This is a genomic window from Cobetia sp. 2AS, assembly GCF_029846355.1.
Classification (GTDB): domain Bacteria; phylum Pseudomonadota; class Gammaproteobacteria; order Pseudomonadales; family Halomonadaceae; genus Cobetia; species Cobetia amphilecti.
The window spans coordinates 35,609-53,264 of the sequence record NZ_JARWKQ010000010.1; the positions used below are offsets into that span (position 1 = coordinate 35,609).

A 17,656-nucleotide genomic window follows, 5' to 3' on the forward strand; every position below is an offset into this window, starting at 1 on the left:
GCACCCGCCGCCTGCAGAGATTCGCACCAGACAATAACGACAATTCGCTTTTCGAGGTTACCTCTCATGAGTCGATTCCGCTCCCTGGCCCCCTGGGCTGCCGCGATGGCAGCCCTCATGGCCGCAAGCTCTGCCCGTGCCGAAGGCATGGACCAGGCCATCAGTGACATCGTCGGACCGATCGTCAACCCGATCGTCTCGACCATCTTCTATTCCGTGCCGGTGGCCGGCACCCAGTTCCCGTTGATCGTCGGCTGGCTGATCATCGCGGCCGTCATCTTCACGCTCTATTTCGGCTTCGTGCAGTTCCGCCTGTTCGGCCATGCCATTCGTCTGGTCAAGGGCGACTACACCGACCCGAAGGATGAAGGCGAGGTATCCCACTTCCAGGCTTTGGCCACGGCGCTGTCCGGCACGGTCGGCCTTGGCAACATCGCCGGCGTCGCGGTCGCCGTCTCGCTGGGCGGCCCGGGCGCGACCTTCTGGATGATTCTGGCCGGTCTGCTCGGCATGGCCTCCAAGTTCTGTGAATGTACGCTTGGCGTGAAGTACCGCAACGTCAATGCGGATGGCTCCATCTCCGGCGGCCCGATGTACTACCTGTCCAAGGGCTTCGCGGAAAACGGCAAGGCGGGTCTGGGCAAGATTCTGGCGATCTTCTTCGCCATCTGCGCCATCGGTGGCTCCATCGGCGGCGGCAACATGTTCCAGGCCAACCAGTCCTATCAGCAGGCCGTCAACGTCACCGGCGGTGATGCCAGCTTCCTGGTCGGCTACGGCTGGCTGTTCGGTCTCGTGATGGCCGCCATCGTCGGCATGGTCATCATCGGCGGCATCAAGTCCATCGCACGTGTCACCGAGAAACTGGTGCCGATGATGGCTGTCATCTACGTGATCGCGGCACTCATCATCCTCGGCTTCAACTTCAGTGCGATTCCGGCCGCCTTCGGCGCCATCATCGAAGGTGCCTTCGCACCGGTCGCGGTCGGCGGCGGTATCGTCGGCGTGCTGATCCAGGGCTTCAAGCGTGCTGCCTTCTCCAATGAAGCCGGTATCGGCTCCGCGGCCATCGCCCACTCTGCCGTCAAGACTTCCCAGCCGGCGACCGAAGGGATCGTCGCCCTGCTCGAACCGTTCATCGATACCGTCGTCATCTGCACCATGACCGCACTGGTCATCGTCATCACCGGCGCCTACCAGGTCGAAGGCCTCGGCGGCGTCCAGCTGACCTCCTACGCCTTCGAGACCGCCTTCCCCTGGTTCCCGTATGTGCTGGCCCTGGCGGTGCTGATGTTCGCCTTCTCCACCATGCTGTCCTGGTCCTACTACGGCCTGAAGGCCTGGACCTACCTGTTCGGTGAGAGCAAGGGCTCCGAGATCGTCTACAAGCTGATCTTCCTCGCCTTCGTGGTCATCGGTTCCTCCATGAGCCTCGGCCCGGTCATCGACTTCTCCGACGCCATGATCTTCGCCATGTCCATCGCCAACATCATCGGCCTCTACTACCTGATGCCGGTCGTGAAGCGTGAGCTGGCCCAGTACATGGCCAAGCTGAAGTCCGGCGAGATCGCACCGGTCGACAAGGAGGCCAAGCGCCAGAACGCGTGATCCCCATCACGCCCAGGCGGGCCTGACACAGCCGTCAGACGTCGCATGACCCAAGGCCCCTGCCCATCGGCAGGGGCTTTTTCGTTGTCGATCATGCAATTCCGTGCATTGGACGGCTGAAACCACCCAAGTCGGATTGCCGCAACGCAGCGCAATGGGTAGGGTGTGGCGCTCACTGGCCACACTGGCCGGAACCTGTATCAACGAGGACGTCTCATGCTCGCTTCCATGCATGCCATGGTGCTGCGCAATCCCGGCCCGGATGCCGACTTCGTGGCGACCGAATGCCCGCTGCCCACTCCCGGCCCCGGCCAGGTGCGCATTCGCGTCGCTGCCTCCAGCGTCAATCCACTGGATCTCAAGCTGGCCAGTGGCCAGGTGCCTCTTTTGCCACCAGCGCCCTGCGTGCTGCACGGCGACGTGGCCGGTGTGATCGATGCCGTCGGCGATGACGTGCTGGCCTTCTCGCCCGGCGACGAGGTGCTCGGCTTCGCCGGCGGTGTCGCCGCTCATCCGGGGGCGCTGGCGGATTACATGCTCGCCGATGAGCGCCTGATCACCCGCAAGCCGCGCCGCCTGAGCTTCATGGAAGCCGCCGCGTTGCCGGCAGTGTTCATCACCGCCTGGCAGGCACTGGTGGAGCGTGGCCGGCTGGAAGCGGGACAACACGTGCTGATCCACGGCGGCGCCGGTGGCGTCGGCCATGTGGCATTGCAGATCGCCCGTTGCATCGGCGCGGAAGTCGCCACCACGGTCTCCAGCGATGACAAGGCCCGGGCGGCACGTGACTGCGGCGCGGACCACGTCATTCGCTACCGCGAGGAAGCCGTGGCCGATTACGTGGCCCGGCTGACGGGGGGCGAGGGCTTCGATCTGGTCTTCGATTGCGTCGGCGGCGACAACCTGGCCGCCAGCTTCGCCGCCAGCAAGCTGGGCGGACGCATCGTGACCATCAATGCCCGCACCACGGTGGATCTCTCGCCGCTGCACGCCGGCAGCCGCAGCCTGGAAGTGCTGTCGATCCTGCTGCCGCTGACCGCTGGCATCGGGCATGAGCAGCAGCGCCAGGCGCTGGGCAAGCTGGTGGAGCTGGTCGAGGAAGGCGAATTCAAGGTGCGCCTCGATGAGCGCCAGTTCGACTTCAGCGAGGTCGCCGAGGCCCATCGTCATCAGGCCTCCGGCAAGGCAGTGGGCAAGATCTCGCTGGTGCGTCGTCAGTTCTGGGACGCCGCCCAATGAGCGCAGCGCTTCAGGGTGAGCTGGGCCTGCAACTGCTCAAGCTGCTGATCTCGGTGGCGGTGGTGATCGGGCTGTCATTGATCGCGGAGCGTCTCTCGACGCGCATGGCCGGACTACTGTCCGGCTACCCGCTTGGCACGGCCATCACGCTGGGCTTCATCGGCGTGGAGATCTCCCCCGAGTTCGCCGGCCAGAGCGCCGTCTACACTCTGGCAGGCTTCTCCTCGACGCTGGCGCTGGGGGTCGGCTACTGGCTATGCGGGCGTGCACAAGGACTGCGCGGCGTCATCAATGGCACCCTGGGCGGCCTGCTGGGTTGGCTGCTCGCCAGTCTGGTGCTGGCGCAGTTCGAGTTCACGCGCGTCAGCGGCGTGATCGTGACGCTGATCGCCATCGTACTGTGCATGCGCCTCTATCGCGGCGTACCGGAGAGCACGGCGCGCAAGTCGCCCTTCTCCTGGGTCTCGCTGCTGGCGCGCGCCGGACTGGCCGCCGGCATCGTGTTCGGCATCACCGCGCTGGCCCATCTGCTGCCGCCCTCGTGGGCAGGCCTGGTGGCGGCCTTCCCCGTCACCATGTACCCGCTGCTGGTGATTCTGCATCTCACCCAGGGGCCGATGGCCGTCGCGACCGTCATCAAGCACTACCCGGCCGGCCTTGGCTCGCTATTGTGCTATGCGCTGGTGGTCTCGCTCAGTTACCCCGGCATGGGGGTCGGCCTGGGCACCCTGCTCGGTTTCATCGTGGCGACGGCGTGGCTGGGCGTGTTCACGCCGTTGCAACGTCGACTAGCCTCACGACGTACAGCCAGCGCCTGAGCTTCCTGATAGGCTGAAATGCCGCATGGATGCCCAGGAGCGATGACATGTACTTCAAGACGCTGGAACCGGCCTTCTACGACACCGATGCCCTCGGGCACGTCAACAACACGCGCCTGCCGGCCTGGTTCGAGTGGGCGCGCAATGACCTGTTCCGCGTCTTCGTGCCGGACCTCGACCCGCGCAAGTGGCCGCTGATCATGGCGCGCATCGAGGTCGACTTCCTCGCCGAGCTGCAATACGGCAAGCCGGTGGAGATTCGCACCTGGCTGTCGCGTCTCGGCGGCAGCTCCTTCACCGTGACCCAGGAAGCGTGGCAAAGCGGCGTCTGCGGCGCACGCGGCCACTGCGTGCTGGTGCAGTTCGATCATCATGCCAAGCAGTCGCTGCCCATCGAGGGCGAGCTGCGCGCGACCCTGGTCAGCCATGTGCACGAGCACACCGACAGCGCCGAACTGGATGTCCCGGCCCTGCGCGAGGCCGCCCGGGCACTCGGGACCCACAGCGCCACCTCCGAGGGGAGCGTGCCGGCATGACACCCGCGCTCAAGCTGCTCAAGGGCAAGCCGCACCGCACACTCGAGTATGCCCACGACCCGCGCGCTCCCGCCTATGGGGAAGAGGCCGCCCGCACGCTGGGGCTTGATCCCGCCCAGGTCTTCAAGACCCTCGTCTGCCAGCTGGAAGGCGGCAATGCACGTCAGCCGCTGGTGGTCGCCGTGGTGCCGGTCAGCGGTACGCTCGACCTCAAGGCATTGGCACGCGCCTGCGGGGCACGCAAGGCGGCACTGGCCGCGCATGAGGCCGCCGAACGTGCCACCGGCTATGTGGTCGGCGGCATCAGTCCGCTGGGTCAGAAGAAGCGCCTGCCACTGTGGGTCGATGACAGCGCCGCGACACAGGCGGAAATCTTCATCAGCGGCGGCCGTCGTGGACTGGAGATAGCGCTCGCCCCCACGTTACTGTGTGAGCTGGGCAATGGTCAGTTCGCCCCGCTGGCCCGTGACGACTGAGGGCCACGGGCCTGGCACTGCATGATGGACTCTCCATGACGAGCATCCGCCACAGCACCGCGTCAGCGAGGAGGCCCGATGGGCATTCGCTACAGCAAGTGGATCTACCCGGACATGACCGAGCTGCATGCGCAGGTCGAGGCGGCGCTGGAGCACTGGTTCAGTGAGCGCTTCGCCGACTACCCGCACATCAGCTTGCCGGGCCTTGACCCCTACGATTATGATGGCTGGTTCAATCGTCTGGCCCCGGAGCTGATGGCGCGCGGCAGTGACTACTGCGAGCGTGAGTGGCATGGCTATGTGCCGAGCCCCCAGCAGCTCAACCAGGCTTTCTTCCGGGCCGTATCCCGGTCCAACAAGTGTGTGCTGGAGCCTGACCGCAAGCATGGTGATCCTGACCAATCATAGTCCCGACGCGCGGGAGCTCGAGATCATCGAGCGCCAGCTCGGGCGCAAGCCGCGCGGCATCCAGGCCGTGGCCGCCACCGATGGCGAGGGCACTCCGCTGGTGCTGCGCATGCATTCGCTGGTGGACGGCAAGCCCTTCCCGACCCTCTACTGGCTGTGCGATGAACGCCTCAAGATCTCGCTGTCACGCATCGAGGCCGAAGGCGTCATCAAGGGGCTGGAAGAACGCCTCAAGACAGACGAGGAACTGCTGGCGCGCTACCGTGCCAGCCATGAGGCCTATGTCGCCGAACGCTGGAGCTTCATGAGCGAGGCCGAGCGCAGCGCCATCGAGTCCCAGGGCTTCGCCGACCTGATGCGTGAACGTGGCGTCGGCGGTATCCGTGACTGGAATCAGGTACGCTGCCTGCACACCCAGTACGCCCAGCATCTCGCCTACGCCGAGGGCAACGCCATCGGTCACTGGGTCGATGCCCATTACGACGTGCTGTCCGAGCTGCCCTGAGCTCTGGCGACGACGATCGAGCCGATGCCGTCGGCTTGAAGGCAGAAGACGAAGAAGCCCGCCAATTGGCGGGCTTCTTGCGTCGTGACGAGCGTCAGGCCTACAGCGAGTGCGCGAAGACCAGCGCGATGCACAGCGGGCAGATCAGGCGCACGTACCACGGCCAGATCTTCCAGAACAGGCTGGACTCGATGTCCGGCGCCCCGCTCTGGATCTCCTTGAGCAGCGCATGGCGCGACATCGCCCAGCCGACCAGCAGGCACATCACCAGCGCGACCAGCGGCTGGCTGTACTGGGTGGTCAACATGATCACCAGGCCGAACAGTGCCCCGAAGTTGGCGGCGATGGTCAGGCTGATGGCCATGATGGCGGCACCGACGGCCAGGGTGGCGGCACGCCGACCCAGCCAGCCACGCTCGACCACGAAGGATACCGGCACTTCCAGCATCGAGATGGAAGAGGTGATGCCCGCCACGCTCATCAGCGCGAAGAACGCCACCATCAAGACGTCACCTGCGCCGCCCATCTGACCGAACAGTGCCGGCAGCGTGTCGAACAGCAGGGTGTCCGAGCTCTTGAGCAGGCCATCGGCATCGAAGATCTCGACGCCCAGATGACGCGCGGCATACATGGCCGGAATCACCAGCAGGCCGGCGAGGAAGGCGATGCCGACATCGATCAGCGTCACCAGTACGCCCAGACGCGGCAGGTTCTGCTCCGGCCCCAGATAGGAGCCGTAGATCAGCATCGCGCCCACGCCGAGAGACAGCGAGAAGAACGCCTGGCCCATCGCGCTCAGCATCAGGTCGGCATCGAAGATACGGTCCCACTGCGGCGTCAGATAGACACTCAGGCCTTCATCGGCGCCCGGCAGGGTCAGCACGTAGCCGATCAGCCCGACCAGCAGCATCAGCAACAGCGGCATCAAACGCGTGGACCACTTCTCGATCCCGCCGCGCACGCCGCCGACCACGATCGCCATCGTCAAGGCGAGGAAGACCGCCGTCAGCGAGACATTGCGCGTGAAGTCGAAGGTGGTCAGCCAGCTGGCGGCGGAGCTCATGCCCAGCGCCTCGCTGACCGGCGCGGCGGTATAGCCCAGCAGCCAGCCCGCGACGATGGCATAGAAGGCCAGAATCAGGCTGGCGGTCAGCATGCCCGCCCAGCCCGCCAGCGCGCCGAAGCGCTTGGTGATGCCTCGACCGAGACTCATGCTGGTGACGATGTTGGCCTGACCATGGCGGCCGATGACAAGCTCAGCCATCAAGGCCGGCCATGCCAGCAGGAAGGCCAGCACCAGATACATCACCACGAAGGCCCCGCCTCCGTTGTTGGCCGTCTGGGACGGGAAGCCCCATACGTTGCCAAGTCCTACTGCCGAACCAGCGGCGGCCATCAAGAAGCCCAGCCGACTGGCAAAGCGTCCGCGCACCTGCGCCATCTGCCTCTCCTGCCTTGTTGTTCCGCGTCCGTCGAAGACGACGTCGCGATGAGTCCACGCTCGCCGAAGGCGGCGTCGCGATGAGTTGGGGTGCATCCCGATGCAAGCTCACGGGGCGCCAGCGCCCGCCAGCCGTCGCCTGCGGGGGCGGCAAGGGTAGCAGAGCAGGCCCGCGAATGCAGGCGACAACGCCGAAAGTCAGCACGTGCCCACGTTAGCCACGGGGCAATGCCGAGTTCCTCACCGGCGTCATAGCGTCGCCGCACAACTCGCGTAGGATAGGAAGGACATGACATCAAGGCACGGCAGCCAGCAGTGAGCGCCGCCGAGAAACATTCAGGAGAGCAACATGCATCGCATCTGTGTCTATCTGGGCTCCCGCGAGGGCGTCTCCCCACAGCACCGCCAACTGGCCGAAGCCCTGGGCACGGCCATCGCCGAGCGCGGCTGGGGACTGGTCTACGGAGGCGCGCGCGCCGGCCTGATGGGGGCGTTGGCAGATGCCGCGCTGGCAGCGGGCGGTGAGGTGATCGGCGTGATCCCCCAGGCACTGGTACGCAACGAGAAGGCGCATACCGGCCTGACGCGCTTGATCGAGGTGGCGGACATGCATGAGCGCAAGGCGCAGATGGCCGCACTGGCGGATGCCTTCGTGACCCTGCCCGGCGGGATTGGCACCCTGGAGGAATTGTTCGAAACCTGGACCTGGCAGTACCTGCGCTTTCACGCCAAGCCGATCGCCGTCCTCGACAGTGACGGCTTCTTCGCGCCCCTGCTCGAGTTTCTGGACCGCACCGTCGAGGCGGGCTTCCTCGATGCGGATACTCGCGCGCGCCTGATCAGCGAGCGCGAGATCGCGCCCCTGCTGAAGCGACTGGCGCCCGAGACGTAAGGCTTGAGACGTAAGGCCTGAGACCTGACTGCCTGTCGCGTCACTCCCCATCAAGCGCATGACGCCAGCGCCATGGGGAGTGACTCTGCGAGCGGCCGTCTCAGCTCAGCATGCTCTTTCAGCAGTGCGCTCTTTCAGCAGCGCACAGTCTTAACAAATCGTCGCCTCAGCTCAGCACCGTCTCGCCAACAGCCTCAACGGCGTCGTCCGAGGCGGCCTGCTGCTGAGCGGGTTTGCCGATATAACGCGCCCGCTTGCTGGCGGTAACCTGCTCGACATCGACCATCACCAGGCCGTCGATGCAGTAACCGAAATCGGCGTCGACACTGAAATCGAGGAAACGGGTGCCACCGGGCTCGGTGACCTCGGCGTACTGTTTGTAGAGCGTCGGCACCGTCACACCCATCGCATCCAGCTGGGCACGCAGGCGGCGGAAATCGCCATCGGCGTCCTGACCATCGAACAGCCGCTCCGCTTCATGGGCGGCGCTGCCCGGCACGCTCTGGGCGACCGGTGCCCGCGCACGTGCCAGCCCCTCATCATCCCCGTAATAGTGACGGTAGTAGCTGACGATCAGTGCCCTGGCGGCCTCCGGATAGCTGTTGGAGAGCGTGACCGGGCCGAACAGCCAGCGAATCTCGGGATGACAGCGCAGATAGGCGCCCAGCCCCTGCCACAGGTAATCGAGGCTGCGCCGCCCCCAGTAACGCGGCTGCACGAAGCTGCGTCCCAGCTCCAGACCGTCCTGCATGCGCTCGAACATCTCGGGCGTGAAGCGGAACAGGGTCGGGCTGTAGAGCCCCTTCTCGCCATGTGCCGCCATGATCTTGCGTACCTCTCCGATGCGATAGGCACCGGCGATCTCGAGATCGGCGTCATCCCACAGCACCAGGTGACGGTAGTGGGCGTCATAGCGATCGATGTCGCGCCGCTCACCGGTGCCCTCGCCGACCCGCCGGAAACTGATCTCGCGCAGTCGCCCGATCTCGCGCATCACGCTGGAACCGGGGAAGGCATCGAACAGATAGATCTTCTTGCCGTCGCGGGTCTCGCCCAGCAGTTCACAGGGCGTCAGTTCCTCACGCAGCGCCTGGCGTTCCTCCGGATGGCCGATGGCCTTCTCGGTCACGAACAGGCCACGCTTGCCGCGCCCGATGCGATACAGGTGCTTGCGCAGCAGGCGCGTCTTGGCGTTGGTATTGAGGGCATCACTGTCGAGGCGCTCCAACGGAATCAGCTCGCCGATGCGCAGCTTGAGCTGCCGCTCGCGCTGGCGAAACATCTCATGGGCCAGCAGGGGCGTGCCGAAGCTGCGGTTGATCGACGACAGCGCATAGAAGAGCGTCGAGTTGCGCCCGCTGACGTGGATAGGCAGCACCGGCGCGTTGGTCTTGCGCGCGAAATGCAGGAAACCCGACAGCCACTTGCCATCGCGTGGCCCGGTCGGGCCTGCACGCGAGACCTCGCCGGCCGGGAAGATGATCACGGCCTCTTCATTCATCAGCGCATCGCAGATCTGACCACTGCTCTTGCGATAGCCACGGCGACTGAGGTTGTCCAGCGGCAGCAGCAAGGGTGCCAGCGGCTCGACCTTCATCAGGATGTCGTTGGCGACGATCTTGACGTCGCGGCGCACTTCGCCGACCAGCTTGAGCAGTGCGAGGCCATCCAGTGACCCCAGTGGATGGTTGGCGACGATGACGACACGCCCGTAGGCCGGAATGTTCTCGCGCTCCCGCGAGGACACCGAGTACCCGAAGGAGAAGTGATCGAGCACGCGGTCAATGAAGTCGAAGCCACGCTGGTCCGAGTTCTCGCCGAGGAAGGCATTGATCTCGCCCTCATGCACCAGGCGCCGCAGCATGGCCAGAGCTGGCCGCCGGATCAGCGGGTGACGTTTGGCAAAGGCAGGATACTTGGCAGCGATGACGCGGGCAGTATCGATCATGCTCTCTCCTTGGCCGCACGGAGTGCGGAACGCGAGGTCTGGATCATGGGGCTTGATATCACGTCAGGTTCGCGCCACTTCATGACAGATGCGTCACAGTCCCCGTACAGTGAGATGACAGTCGCCCACGTGATCCGCGGCCGATGCGCCCCGGCACAGAGATCATCCGCGTACGAACAGGCAGCGCGACTGCCACGCCAAGGAGAGAGCGAATGTTTGCGATAGCCGTCGAGAATGAATCACTGGTCTGGCAGGAAACCGAGGCCCCGCACGGGATCGCCTCGGATGAGGTGCGTATCGAGGTGGCCTGGGCCGGCGTCAACCGCGCAGACCTGATGCAACGCGCCGGCCAATATCCGCCACCTGAAGGTGCCAGTCAGATCCTGGGACTTGAGGTCAGCGGCACCATCCGTGAAGTTGGCCGCCACGTCGAGCGCTTCAAGGTCGGTGATCCGGTCTGCGCGCTGCTGTCCGGTGGCGGCTATGCCGAGGAAGTGGTCGTCAACGCCCTGCAGGTGCTGCCGGTGCCGGAGGGCTATAGCCTGCGAGACGCCGCCGCCCTGCCGGAGATGTTCGCCACCGCCTGGCTGAACCTGTTCATCGAGGGCAATCTCAAACACAAGGAGCGCGTGCTGCTGCACGCCGGTGCCAGCGGCATCGGTACCACCGCCATCCAGCTGTGCGGGCTGTTCGGGCATCCGTGCTTCGTGACCGTCGGCAGCCAGGAGAAGCTGGAGACCTGCCTGCGCCTCGGCGCGGATGCCGGCTGGAACCGCCACGATGGCAGCTTCGTCGAGGCCGTGAACGACTGGGGCGGCGCCGACATGATTCTCGACCCGGTGGGCGGCGGCTATCTGGCCGACAATCAGCAGGTGCTGAAGCAGGATGGCCGCATGGTATTGATCGGCCTGATGGGCGGGCGCATGGATGAGCTGGATCTGGGTCGCATGCTGATGAAGCGCCAGCGCCTGATCGGCTCGACCCTGCGGTCGCGCTCCCCCGATGGCAAGGGCATGGTACTGGATGCGCTCTATGTGCATGTGTGGCCACGCCTGGCACGGGGTGAGCTGCGCCCGCATATCGACAAGAGCTGGCCGATCCAGGAAGCCGATGCCGCGCATGCCTATGTGCAGGACAACGCCAGCACCGGCAAGGTGTTGCTGGCGGTGACGGGCGCCTGAGCCTCGTCATGGCGCTGATGATATCAGCATGAAAAAAGCGCCAGCATGAAATAGCGGCAGCCCACTGGGCTGCCGCTATTTTGGCTTTATTGGCGCTACCTCGTGCTCGCTGCTCCGCCTGACAACACCCGGCCTGACAGCAGTGTCGCTCATGCCGCCAGGCGTAGGCCCCGAGGCACCTGGCAGAGACTTATTCGCTGCGCCCGATCGACTGGGCTTTCTGCCAGGTGAGTTGCAGCAGACGGGCGTCATCTCCGGCGCGATGGCGCTGGATGCCGCCCTCGGCGATCACCGCTTCCTTGAGCTCCGCCCAGCAATTCAGCTGCTCCTCATCGAGCAGCCGTCTGAGCGCCTCGAGACGAAAGCGCGGCAGCATGCCGGCATGATAGAACAGCAGCGAGAGCCAGGTATTGTCGTAGCCCCAGCTGTCGCTGTAGGCGATTCCGGCCTCACCCAGCTCATCATTGACCCACTGCGCCACCTCACGCACTGGCCGCCCTTCGCGTGCCAGCCGCGCCCGTGAGATGCCGTGCAACAGCTCCGCCTTGGGGTCCCAATGCACCCACTCATCAAGAGGCTGTATCAGGAAGGCGCAGCTGCTGCCGTCGGCACGCGCCAGCCCGATCTCGATCGGATAGCTACCACGGCCAAAGCCGGAGGCTTCAATATCGAGCAGAATAGGCAGCGTCACACGAATCTCCCAAGGTATCTCAGGCAGACAGGGCCCGGGCGAGAAGAGGTTGAATGTCCTCAGGTTACGGGAATTGCCCCCTGCTTGGCGAGTCCTGAGCGCGACGCTGTCAACGCAGGCATCAGGTCGATCTGCTCCATCACGCTGGCATCACGTTCAAGAGACGCACATGAGAAGGCCAGAGACGACAACGCCCTCACGAAGAGGGCGTTGTCAGTGGCAGCGAGAGCAGTACATCAGCTCAGTGCAGGTCTGCCTCACTACCCGTGCGGGCGTGGGCTTCCCACTGCTCGGCCTTGTGCGGGCAGACCGCCAGACCGAGGGAGCCTTCACGATAGGCACGCGCCAGGCGCTGGGCCGCGAGAGCATGGCGGCACTCGGCGGCACGTGCGTACCAGGTCACGGCCTTGGCCGGATCGCTCTGGTACTGGGCACAGCCATACTCATAGATACGCGCCGCCTGATACTGGGCATGCACGTCGCCGGCCTGCGCGGCCTTGATGACGAAACGCGCGCCCTTGGCCTTTTCCTGAGCGGAGTTGCCGCGCTGGAACAGCATGTGCCCGTACAATGACAACGCACCGGTGTGACCGGCATTGGCGCAGTGATTGAACAGACGCATGGTCAGACGATGCTTCTGCTGAGAGCCGGACAGCCAGGAGGCGTGGAACAGACGCTCCGCCAGGCGGTATTTCAGTCCAGTCATCAGGGTTGGGGCCTGCGGCATGACGAGTAACCTTGATACAGAATAAGAGGGGTGACGCCGTGTCCTGGCCCGATCCTGAGCCCGCGACGCTATTCTCCTTGCCAACACTGTCAGTTTGCCCTTGCGGGCGGCCTAGAAAGACTGCTCCCCTGACAGCGGGGCGCCAAGCATACTCGCGCAATCGGGGGGACTCAAGCCCGCCTTGTGGGTTTTTGTTACGCTGCTAATATGTGCGCCATCCTTGGGGTAAAGTACGCGCGCGAACCGCGCGCCACGCGCGTGCTGGAAGCACTCGTCCTGCCCGCTACATTGACACCTACCCGATAGGGGAATCCTGCATGCAACGTAGAGCTCTTGGCCGTACTGGCATCGACGTCAGTCTGCTATGCCTTGGCACCATGACCTTCGGCGAGCAGAACAGCGAAGCCGATGCCCACCAGCAGCTGGACCGTGCGCTTGACGCTGGCATCGACTTCATCGACACCGCCGAGATGTATCCGGTGCCCCCGAATGGCGAGACCCAGGGCCGTACCGAGGAATACATCGGCAGCTGGCTGGCGGCACGCGGCAATCGTGATCAGGTCAAGATCGCCACCAAGGTCACCGGCCCGGGCATGGATTACCTGCGCGGTGGTTCGCGCCTGACGCGTGAGCAGATCATCGCCGCCTGTGACGACAACCTGCGTCGCCTGGGCACCGATTACATCGACCTCTATCAGCTGCATTGGCCGGACCGCAAGACCAACTTCTTCGGCAAGCTGGGCTACCAGCCGACCGAAGACGAAGACATGACGCCGCTGGAAGAAAGCCTGTCGGCCCTCGGCGAGCTGGTCACCGCCGGCAAGATCCGCGCCGTGGGGCTGTCCAACGAGACGCCGTGGGGCGTGATGCAGTGCCTGAATCTGGCCGAGCGCCTGAACCTGCCGCGCGTGGCCAGCGTCCAGAACCCGTACAACCTGGTCAACCGCAGCTTCGAAGTGGGCCTGGCCGAGTTCGCGCACCGCGAAGATGTCGGCCTGCTGGCCTACTCGCCGCTGGCCTTCGGCACCCTGTCCGGCAAGTATCTGGACGGCGCCCGTCCGGAAGGCGCTCGCCTGACGCTGTTCGAGCGCTTCCAGCGCTACAACGCCGAGCCGGCTCAGCACGTCATCGCCTGCTACGTGGATATCGCGCGTCGTCACGGCCTGAACCCGGCCCAGATGGCTCTCGCCTTCGTCAACACTCGCCCGTTCCTGACCAGCAACATCATCGGTGCCACGACGATGACCCAGTTGGAAAGCAACATCAAAAGCCTCGAGGTGGAGCTGAGCGAGGAAGTGCTGGCCGAGATCGAGATGATCCACAACACCGCGCCCAACCCGTGCCCCTGAATCGCCTCTGACCCGTAGCGGATACACAACCCCGACAGGCCGGTCATCATGACCGGCCTGCTCGTGACCAAGGACCCCTCATGAATCCCGCTGAATTGAGCATGATCCTCATGGCTGTCGCCGCCGGTGCCATGATGCCGATTCAAGCTGGCGTCAATTCCACGCTGGCCCTGCAGACCCACAGTTCGCTCATGGCTGCCATGGTCAGCTTCGTGGTCGGCTCGATCGCGCTGGTCGTCATCGTGCTGGCCATGCGCCTGCCCATGCCGGGCGTCGGCGCCCTCAAGGCAGCCCCCTGGTGGAGCTGGACCGGCGGTCTGCTGGGCGCCTTCTTCGTCGCGGCCAGCGTGATACTGGTGCCCAAGCTGGGTGCTGCCACCATGATGGCCACCTTCCTGGCGGGGCAGCTGACGGCCTCGGTAGTGCTGGACCACTTCGGCTGGGCGACCTTTCCGCAGCATGATCTTTCGCTGGGGCGCGTGGCAGGCGTGTTGCTGCTGTTCGCGGGGGTCTTCCTGATCCGCCGTTATTGATGCCTCTGGCGTCACGCAGTGCAATCTATGGCCCCGATAGTCCTGGCGGACTCGGGGCCATCTTGTCTGCCTGATATACTGAGACCTTTCCCTGCCAGGAGGTCTACATGCTGAGTGTGATTTCGCCCGCCAAATCGCTGGATTTCGACAGCGCCCCCGTGACCTCCCGTCATAGCCAACCCGATTTTCTCGAGCAGGCTCAACCGCTGATCGACATCCTGCGCGAACAGTCGCCGCAGGACATCGCAAGCCTGATGAAGCTCTCCGACAAGCTGGCCGGCCTCAATGCCGCTCGCTTCCAGGAATGGCAGCCGCCCTTCACGCCGGATAACGCCAAACAGGCGGTGCTGGCCTTCCAGGGCGACGTCTATCAGGGCATGGCGGCGGATTCGTTCAGCGAGGAAGATTTTGAACGCGCACAACACAAGCTGCGCATTCTCTCCGGCCTTTATGGGCTACTGCGCCCGCTGGACCTCATCCAGCCGTACCGTCTCGAGATGGGCACGCGTCTGAGCAACCCGGCCGGCAAGGACCTCTACGCCTACTGGCGCAAGACGCTGACTCCGGCACTGGAGCAGGCGGTGGAAGACAGCGGCACGCCGATACTGGTCAACCTGGCCTCCAATGAATACTTCAAGGCCATCGATGCCAAGGCGTTCCGCCACCGTATCGTGACGCCGGTGTTCAAGGACGAGAAGAATGGCCAGTCCAAGATCATCAGCTTCTACGCCAAGCGTGCACGCGGCCTGATGAGCGCCTGGATGCTCAAGCACGACATCGAGACAGCCGAGGACCTCAAGGACTTCGACGTGGCCGGTTATCGCTTCTCCAATGCCGCCTCTGAGGGCGATACGCTGGTCTTCACGCGCAGTGAGGCCGACGCGGCACGCGCCTGATACGTGACCGGCGGGTCACTTAACGCCTCATTCGCCCAGCCCCGGGAAAGTCAGGTGTTCTGCGGCGCGCGGTTTGAGGTAACGGCGATGAATATCGCCGAACAGGACGTGATCTGCACACCCAAGCCATTCATACGCCACCATCTCGGCACTGACGATACTGGCGCCCGCGGCCTCGCAGCGGGCCACTCCCAGCGCCGCCTCCCGCGGGCGGCGGCTGGCGACCCCATCGGCGACCAGCGCCACTCGATAGCCTGCGCCACACAGGGACAGCACGGTCTGCATCACACAGACGTGCGCCTCGGCACCACACACCACCAACTGGTCACAGCCACTCTGCTCCAATGCCTTGCGAAAGTCCTGCGCATCCAGCGCACTGAAACTGCGCTTGGTGAAGCAGCGGGTGCGCTCACTCAGTAGATGCGTCATCGGAGCACTCGCGCCCAACTTGTCGGGACAGTGCTCGGTCAGCCAGACGGGAATTTCCAGCGCCTGGGCGATTCCGCCCAGCCAGATGGCACTGTTGATGGCCTCGGTTCCGCCACTCAGAACCGGCATCAGGCGAGCCTGGAAATCGATCAGCAACAACAATGATCGCCTCGCCATCAGGTGTTGAGACTTTTCGTCGTCCATTGGTCCTCCCACGACGATTCTAAGGCTAGAATGGAGCTTCCACTTACACGCTAGCGCATCCAAGGAGATCCCACATGCGCCATCTGTTCATCATGCTGATGGTCGGCTTGCTCGGCTTCGGTCTGAGCGTCGAACACGCAGAGGCCAAGCGCCTCGGCGGCGGCAAGAGTTTCGGTAGCTACTCACGATCCGCTGACAGCGGAAAATCCTCCAGCTCACTGTTTGGCAGCAACAAGGCCACCAACAGCAGCACCGCAGCGAAGTCCAAACCCTCCAGCGGCCTGTCCAAGTTTGCCGGACCTCTGGCAGGCCTGCTGGCAGGCGGCCTGTTGGCATCGCTGTTCTTCGGCGGCGCCTTCGATGGTCTGCGCATGACAGACTTCCTGATCATCGCGGTGATCGCCTTCATCGCCTTCAAGTTCCTCAGCGCGCGCAAGAAGGCCGCCATGGCGAGCGGCGGGCCGGCAGGTAGTGGTGGTTCCTCTACACGCCACGATGACCAGCCGCGCAATGTGCAGGCGCGTGAAGCGCATCAGCCGCAAGGCGAGTCGCTGGCGCCGGCCGGTGGTATCGGGGCAGGCCTGACAGGCGGTGCCCCGACCAGCGAACCGGCCTGGTTCGACAAGGAGCAGTTCCTCGGCGGTGCCAAGGAACACTTCATGACGCTGCAGCGCGCCTGGGACAACAACGACCTGCCGCGCATTCAGGAGTACGTCACGCCAGAGCTCTACAATCTGCTGCGTGAAGAGCGCGCTCAGCAACCGGCCAACAACCGTACCGAGATCGTGCGTCTGTTTGCTGAACTGGGCAGCGTGCAGGAGATTGGCAAGCAGGCGGAAGCGACGGTCCTGTTCCACGGCGTGCTGGATGAAAATGGCGAGCAGAACGAGTTCAACGAGACCTGGCACCTGGTCCGTGAACTGCGTGATGGCGCCGATTGGCACATCCAGGGCATCGAGCAGAACAGCTAAGACGCTCCTCTCACTGACGTGACCTTCACTCCGTGAGGGCCACATCAGACGCCAAAGCGGCCGGATGATCACTCATCCGGCCGCTTTTTTGTGTCTCGCTGCAGATGATCTACCAAGGCTTTGCTAAAGTTCGCCGAAGGCCACAAAGGCACCGTCAGAATGACAGGCATAAAAAAACCGGCCACTGGGGAAGTGACCGGCGGATAGGCTGCTCGACTGCAAGGCAGGAGCGCCAGATCGCAAAAAGTCTGCTGATGGGATAGCACAGACAAGTTTCTAAGCAAGGGAACGTCGAAACTCACATACTCAGAGTCGCCGATTGAGCTTTAGTTCAGCCTGATCGTAAAAAACATGAGCAACCCTGAGGTGCAGAACCCGCGACGTCTGATCAGCCCTCGCCATCAGCCGGCTGTACCCAAGGTTTCAGCAAGGCTTGCCTACCCCAGGAAACACCTCATGCTCGACAAGCCCTTGTGGATAATTCAGGTGCCACTCTCAGACTCCAGTTTTCCACAGGCGGATCCCTGTACGCTTCCCTTCCTCAGCAGGGCGCCTTGCACCCCCTATGCACTGCCACAGACAGCACCGCCCCTACAGCAAGGCGACAGAGGCGGTGCGGGACAAGTGTCTGACGAGCTTTTCATGACTGCCCTTGGTGCAGGCCTCCCATGAGGTGGCCATCCGTGGACTTTCCCGCGCTAATTTTTTGAGCACAACTTTTTCTCGCCACAAAGAGAACCGCCCCTGCAGCAAGGCTGCAGGGGCGGTTCGGTATAAGTGCCTGACGATGACCTACTCTCACAT

17 protein-coding genes and 1 pseudogene are annotated in these 17,656 nt (G+C 64.1%); 13 read left to right on the forward strand and 5 right to left on the reverse strand.

What is annotated here, in order from left to right:
* The first annotated feature begins 66 nt into the window (after nucleotides 1-66).
* From QD356_RS17500 to QD356_RS17530, 7 genes and pseudogenes are all read left to right on the forward strand, one after another.
* Entirely contained in the window at nucleotides 67-1,608 is a 1,542-nt protein-coding gene (locus QD356_RS17500) for an alanine/glycine:cation symporter family protein (protein ID WP_054557282.1), read from the forward strand.
* Nucleotides 1,609-1,824: 216 nt separating this feature from the next.
* The gene (locus QD356_RS17505) at nucleotides 1,825-2,847 is read left to right on the forward strand and encodes a zinc-binding dehydrogenase (protein WP_225996687.1); all 1,023 of its coding nucleotides are present in this window, start codon (nucleotides 1,825-1,827) and stop codon (nucleotides 2,845-2,847) included.
* Nucleotides 2,844-3,665, forward strand: a complete 822-nt coding sequence (locus tag QD356_RS17510) for a hypothetical protein (RefSeq protein ID WP_192839478.1) — start codon at nucleotides 2,844-2,846, stop codon at nucleotides 3,663-3,665. Before QD356_RS17505 ends, QD356_RS17510 begins: the two co-directional genes overlap by 4 nt.
* Nucleotides 3,666-3,712: 47 nt before the next feature.
* A pseudogene (locus tag QD356_RS17515) lies at nucleotides 3,713-4,111 on the forward strand (thioesterase family protein); the annotation flags it as partial.
* Nucleotides 4,112-4,197: 86 nt separating this feature from the next.
* Nucleotides 4,198-4,677 (forward strand): Cys-tRNA(Pro) deacylase, encoded by a 480-nt coding sequence (gene ybaK / locus QD356_RS17520; protein WP_192839476.1) that lies wholly within the window; start codon nucleotides 4,198-4,200, stop codon nucleotides 4,675-4,677.
* A 78-nt stretch (nucleotides 4,678-4,755) separates the two neighbouring features.
* The gene (locus QD356_RS17525) at nucleotides 4,756-5,085 is read left to right on the forward strand and encodes a hypothetical protein (RefSeq protein WP_043336543.1); all 330 of its coding nucleotides are present in this window, start codon (nucleotides 4,756-4,758) and stop codon (nucleotides 5,083-5,085) included.
* Complete coding sequence (locus tag QD356_RS17530; RefSeq protein ID WP_043336547.1) at nucleotides 5,063-5,590, forward strand: DUF501 domain-containing protein; 528 nt, start codon at nucleotides 5,063-5,065, stop codon at nucleotides 5,588-5,590. Before QD356_RS17525 ends, QD356_RS17530 begins: the two co-directional genes overlap by 23 nt.
* A gap of 100 nt (nucleotides 5,591-5,690) precedes the next feature.
* On the opposite strand, the gene QD356_RS17535 is transcribed toward QD356_RS17530, so the two are convergent.
* Nucleotides 5,691-7,031: a sodium-dependent transporter gene (locus QD356_RS17535; RefSeq protein WP_192839475.1), complete on the reverse strand. Its 1,341-nt coding sequence runs from the start codon at nucleotides 7,029-7,031 to the stop codon at nucleotides 5,691-5,693.
* A 349-nt stretch (nucleotides 7,032-7,380) separates the two neighbouring features.
* Between QD356_RS17535 and QD356_RS17540 the strand changes: the two genes are divergently transcribed.
* A complete protein-coding gene (locus tag QD356_RS17540; protein ID WP_043336551.1) occupies nucleotides 7,381-7,923 on the forward strand; it encodes a TIGR00730 family Rossman fold protein in 543 nt (180 codons plus the stop codon).
* A gap of 166 nt (nucleotides 7,924-8,089) precedes the next feature.
* Here the strand turns inward: QD356_RS17540 and QD356_RS17545 are convergent, their stop codons facing one another.
* A complete protein-coding gene (locus tag QD356_RS17545; protein ID WP_192839474.1) occupies nucleotides 8,090-9,871 on the reverse strand; it encodes a lysophospholipid acyltransferase family protein in 1,782 nt (593 codons plus the stop codon).
* A 212-nt stretch (nucleotides 9,872-10,083) separates the two neighbouring features.
* Between QD356_RS17545 and QD356_RS17550 the strand changes: the two genes are divergently transcribed.
* On the forward strand, nucleotides 10,084-11,052 hold the full coding sequence (locus QD356_RS17550) for an NAD(P)H-quinone oxidoreductase (protein ID WP_043336555.1): 969 nt from the start codon (nucleotides 10,084-10,086) through the stop codon (nucleotides 11,050-11,052).
* Between the two features lie 190 nt (nucleotides 11,053-11,242).
* On the opposite strand, the gene QD356_RS17555 is transcribed toward QD356_RS17550, so the two are convergent.
* Nucleotides 11,243-11,749, reverse strand: coding sequence for a hypothetical protein (locus QD356_RS17555; protein WP_107335865.1), 507 nt, complete (start codon nucleotides 11,747-11,749; stop codon nucleotides 11,243-11,245).
* A 235-nt stretch (nucleotides 11,750-11,984) separates the two neighbouring features.
* The gene (locus QD356_RS17560; protein WP_192839473.1) at nucleotides 11,985-12,470 is read right to left on the reverse strand and encodes a sel1 repeat family protein; all 486 of its coding nucleotides are present in this window, start codon (nucleotides 12,468-12,470) and stop codon (nucleotides 11,985-11,987) included.
* A gap of 317 nt (nucleotides 12,471-12,787) precedes the next feature.
* On the opposite strand from QD356_RS17560, the gene QD356_RS17565 reads away from it, so the two are divergent.
* The 3 genes from QD356_RS17565 to yaaA all read left to right on the forward strand — a co-directional run bounded on the left by QD356_RS17565 (nucleotide 12,788) and on the right by yaaA (nucleotide 15,248).
* Nucleotides 12,788-13,819, forward strand: coding sequence for an NADP(H)-dependent aldo-keto reductase (locus tag QD356_RS17565; RefSeq protein WP_043336563.1), 1,032 nt, complete (start codon nucleotides 12,788-12,790; stop codon nucleotides 13,817-13,819).
* Between the two features lie 80 nt (nucleotides 13,820-13,899).
* A complete protein-coding gene (locus QD356_RS17570; RefSeq protein WP_043336565.1) occupies nucleotides 13,900-14,352 on the forward strand; it encodes a DMT family transporter in 453 nt (150 codons plus the stop codon).
* Nucleotides 14,353-14,459: 107 nt separating this feature from the next.
* Nucleotides 14,460-15,248: a peroxide stress protein YaaA gene (yaaA, locus tag QD356_RS17575; protein WP_043336567.1), complete on the forward strand. Its 789-nt coding sequence runs from the start codon at nucleotides 14,460-14,462 to the stop codon at nucleotides 15,246-15,248.
* A gap of 27 nt (nucleotides 15,249-15,275) precedes the next feature.
* Here yaaA and QD356_RS17580 read toward each other — a convergent pair whose 3' ends face one another.
* A complete protein-coding gene (locus QD356_RS17580) occupies nucleotides 15,276-15,881 on the reverse strand; it encodes an isochorismatase family protein (protein WP_225996686.1) in 606 nt (201 codons plus the stop codon).
* 74 nt (nucleotides 15,882-15,955) lie between these two features.
* Between QD356_RS17580 and QD356_RS17585 the strand changes: the two genes are divergently transcribed.
* Nucleotides 15,956-16,852, forward strand: coding sequence for a Tim44-like domain-containing protein (locus QD356_RS17585; protein ID WP_054557289.1), 897 nt, complete (start codon nucleotides 15,956-15,958; stop codon nucleotides 16,850-16,852).
* The last annotated feature ends 804 nt before the right edge of the window (nucleotides 16,853-17,656 follow it).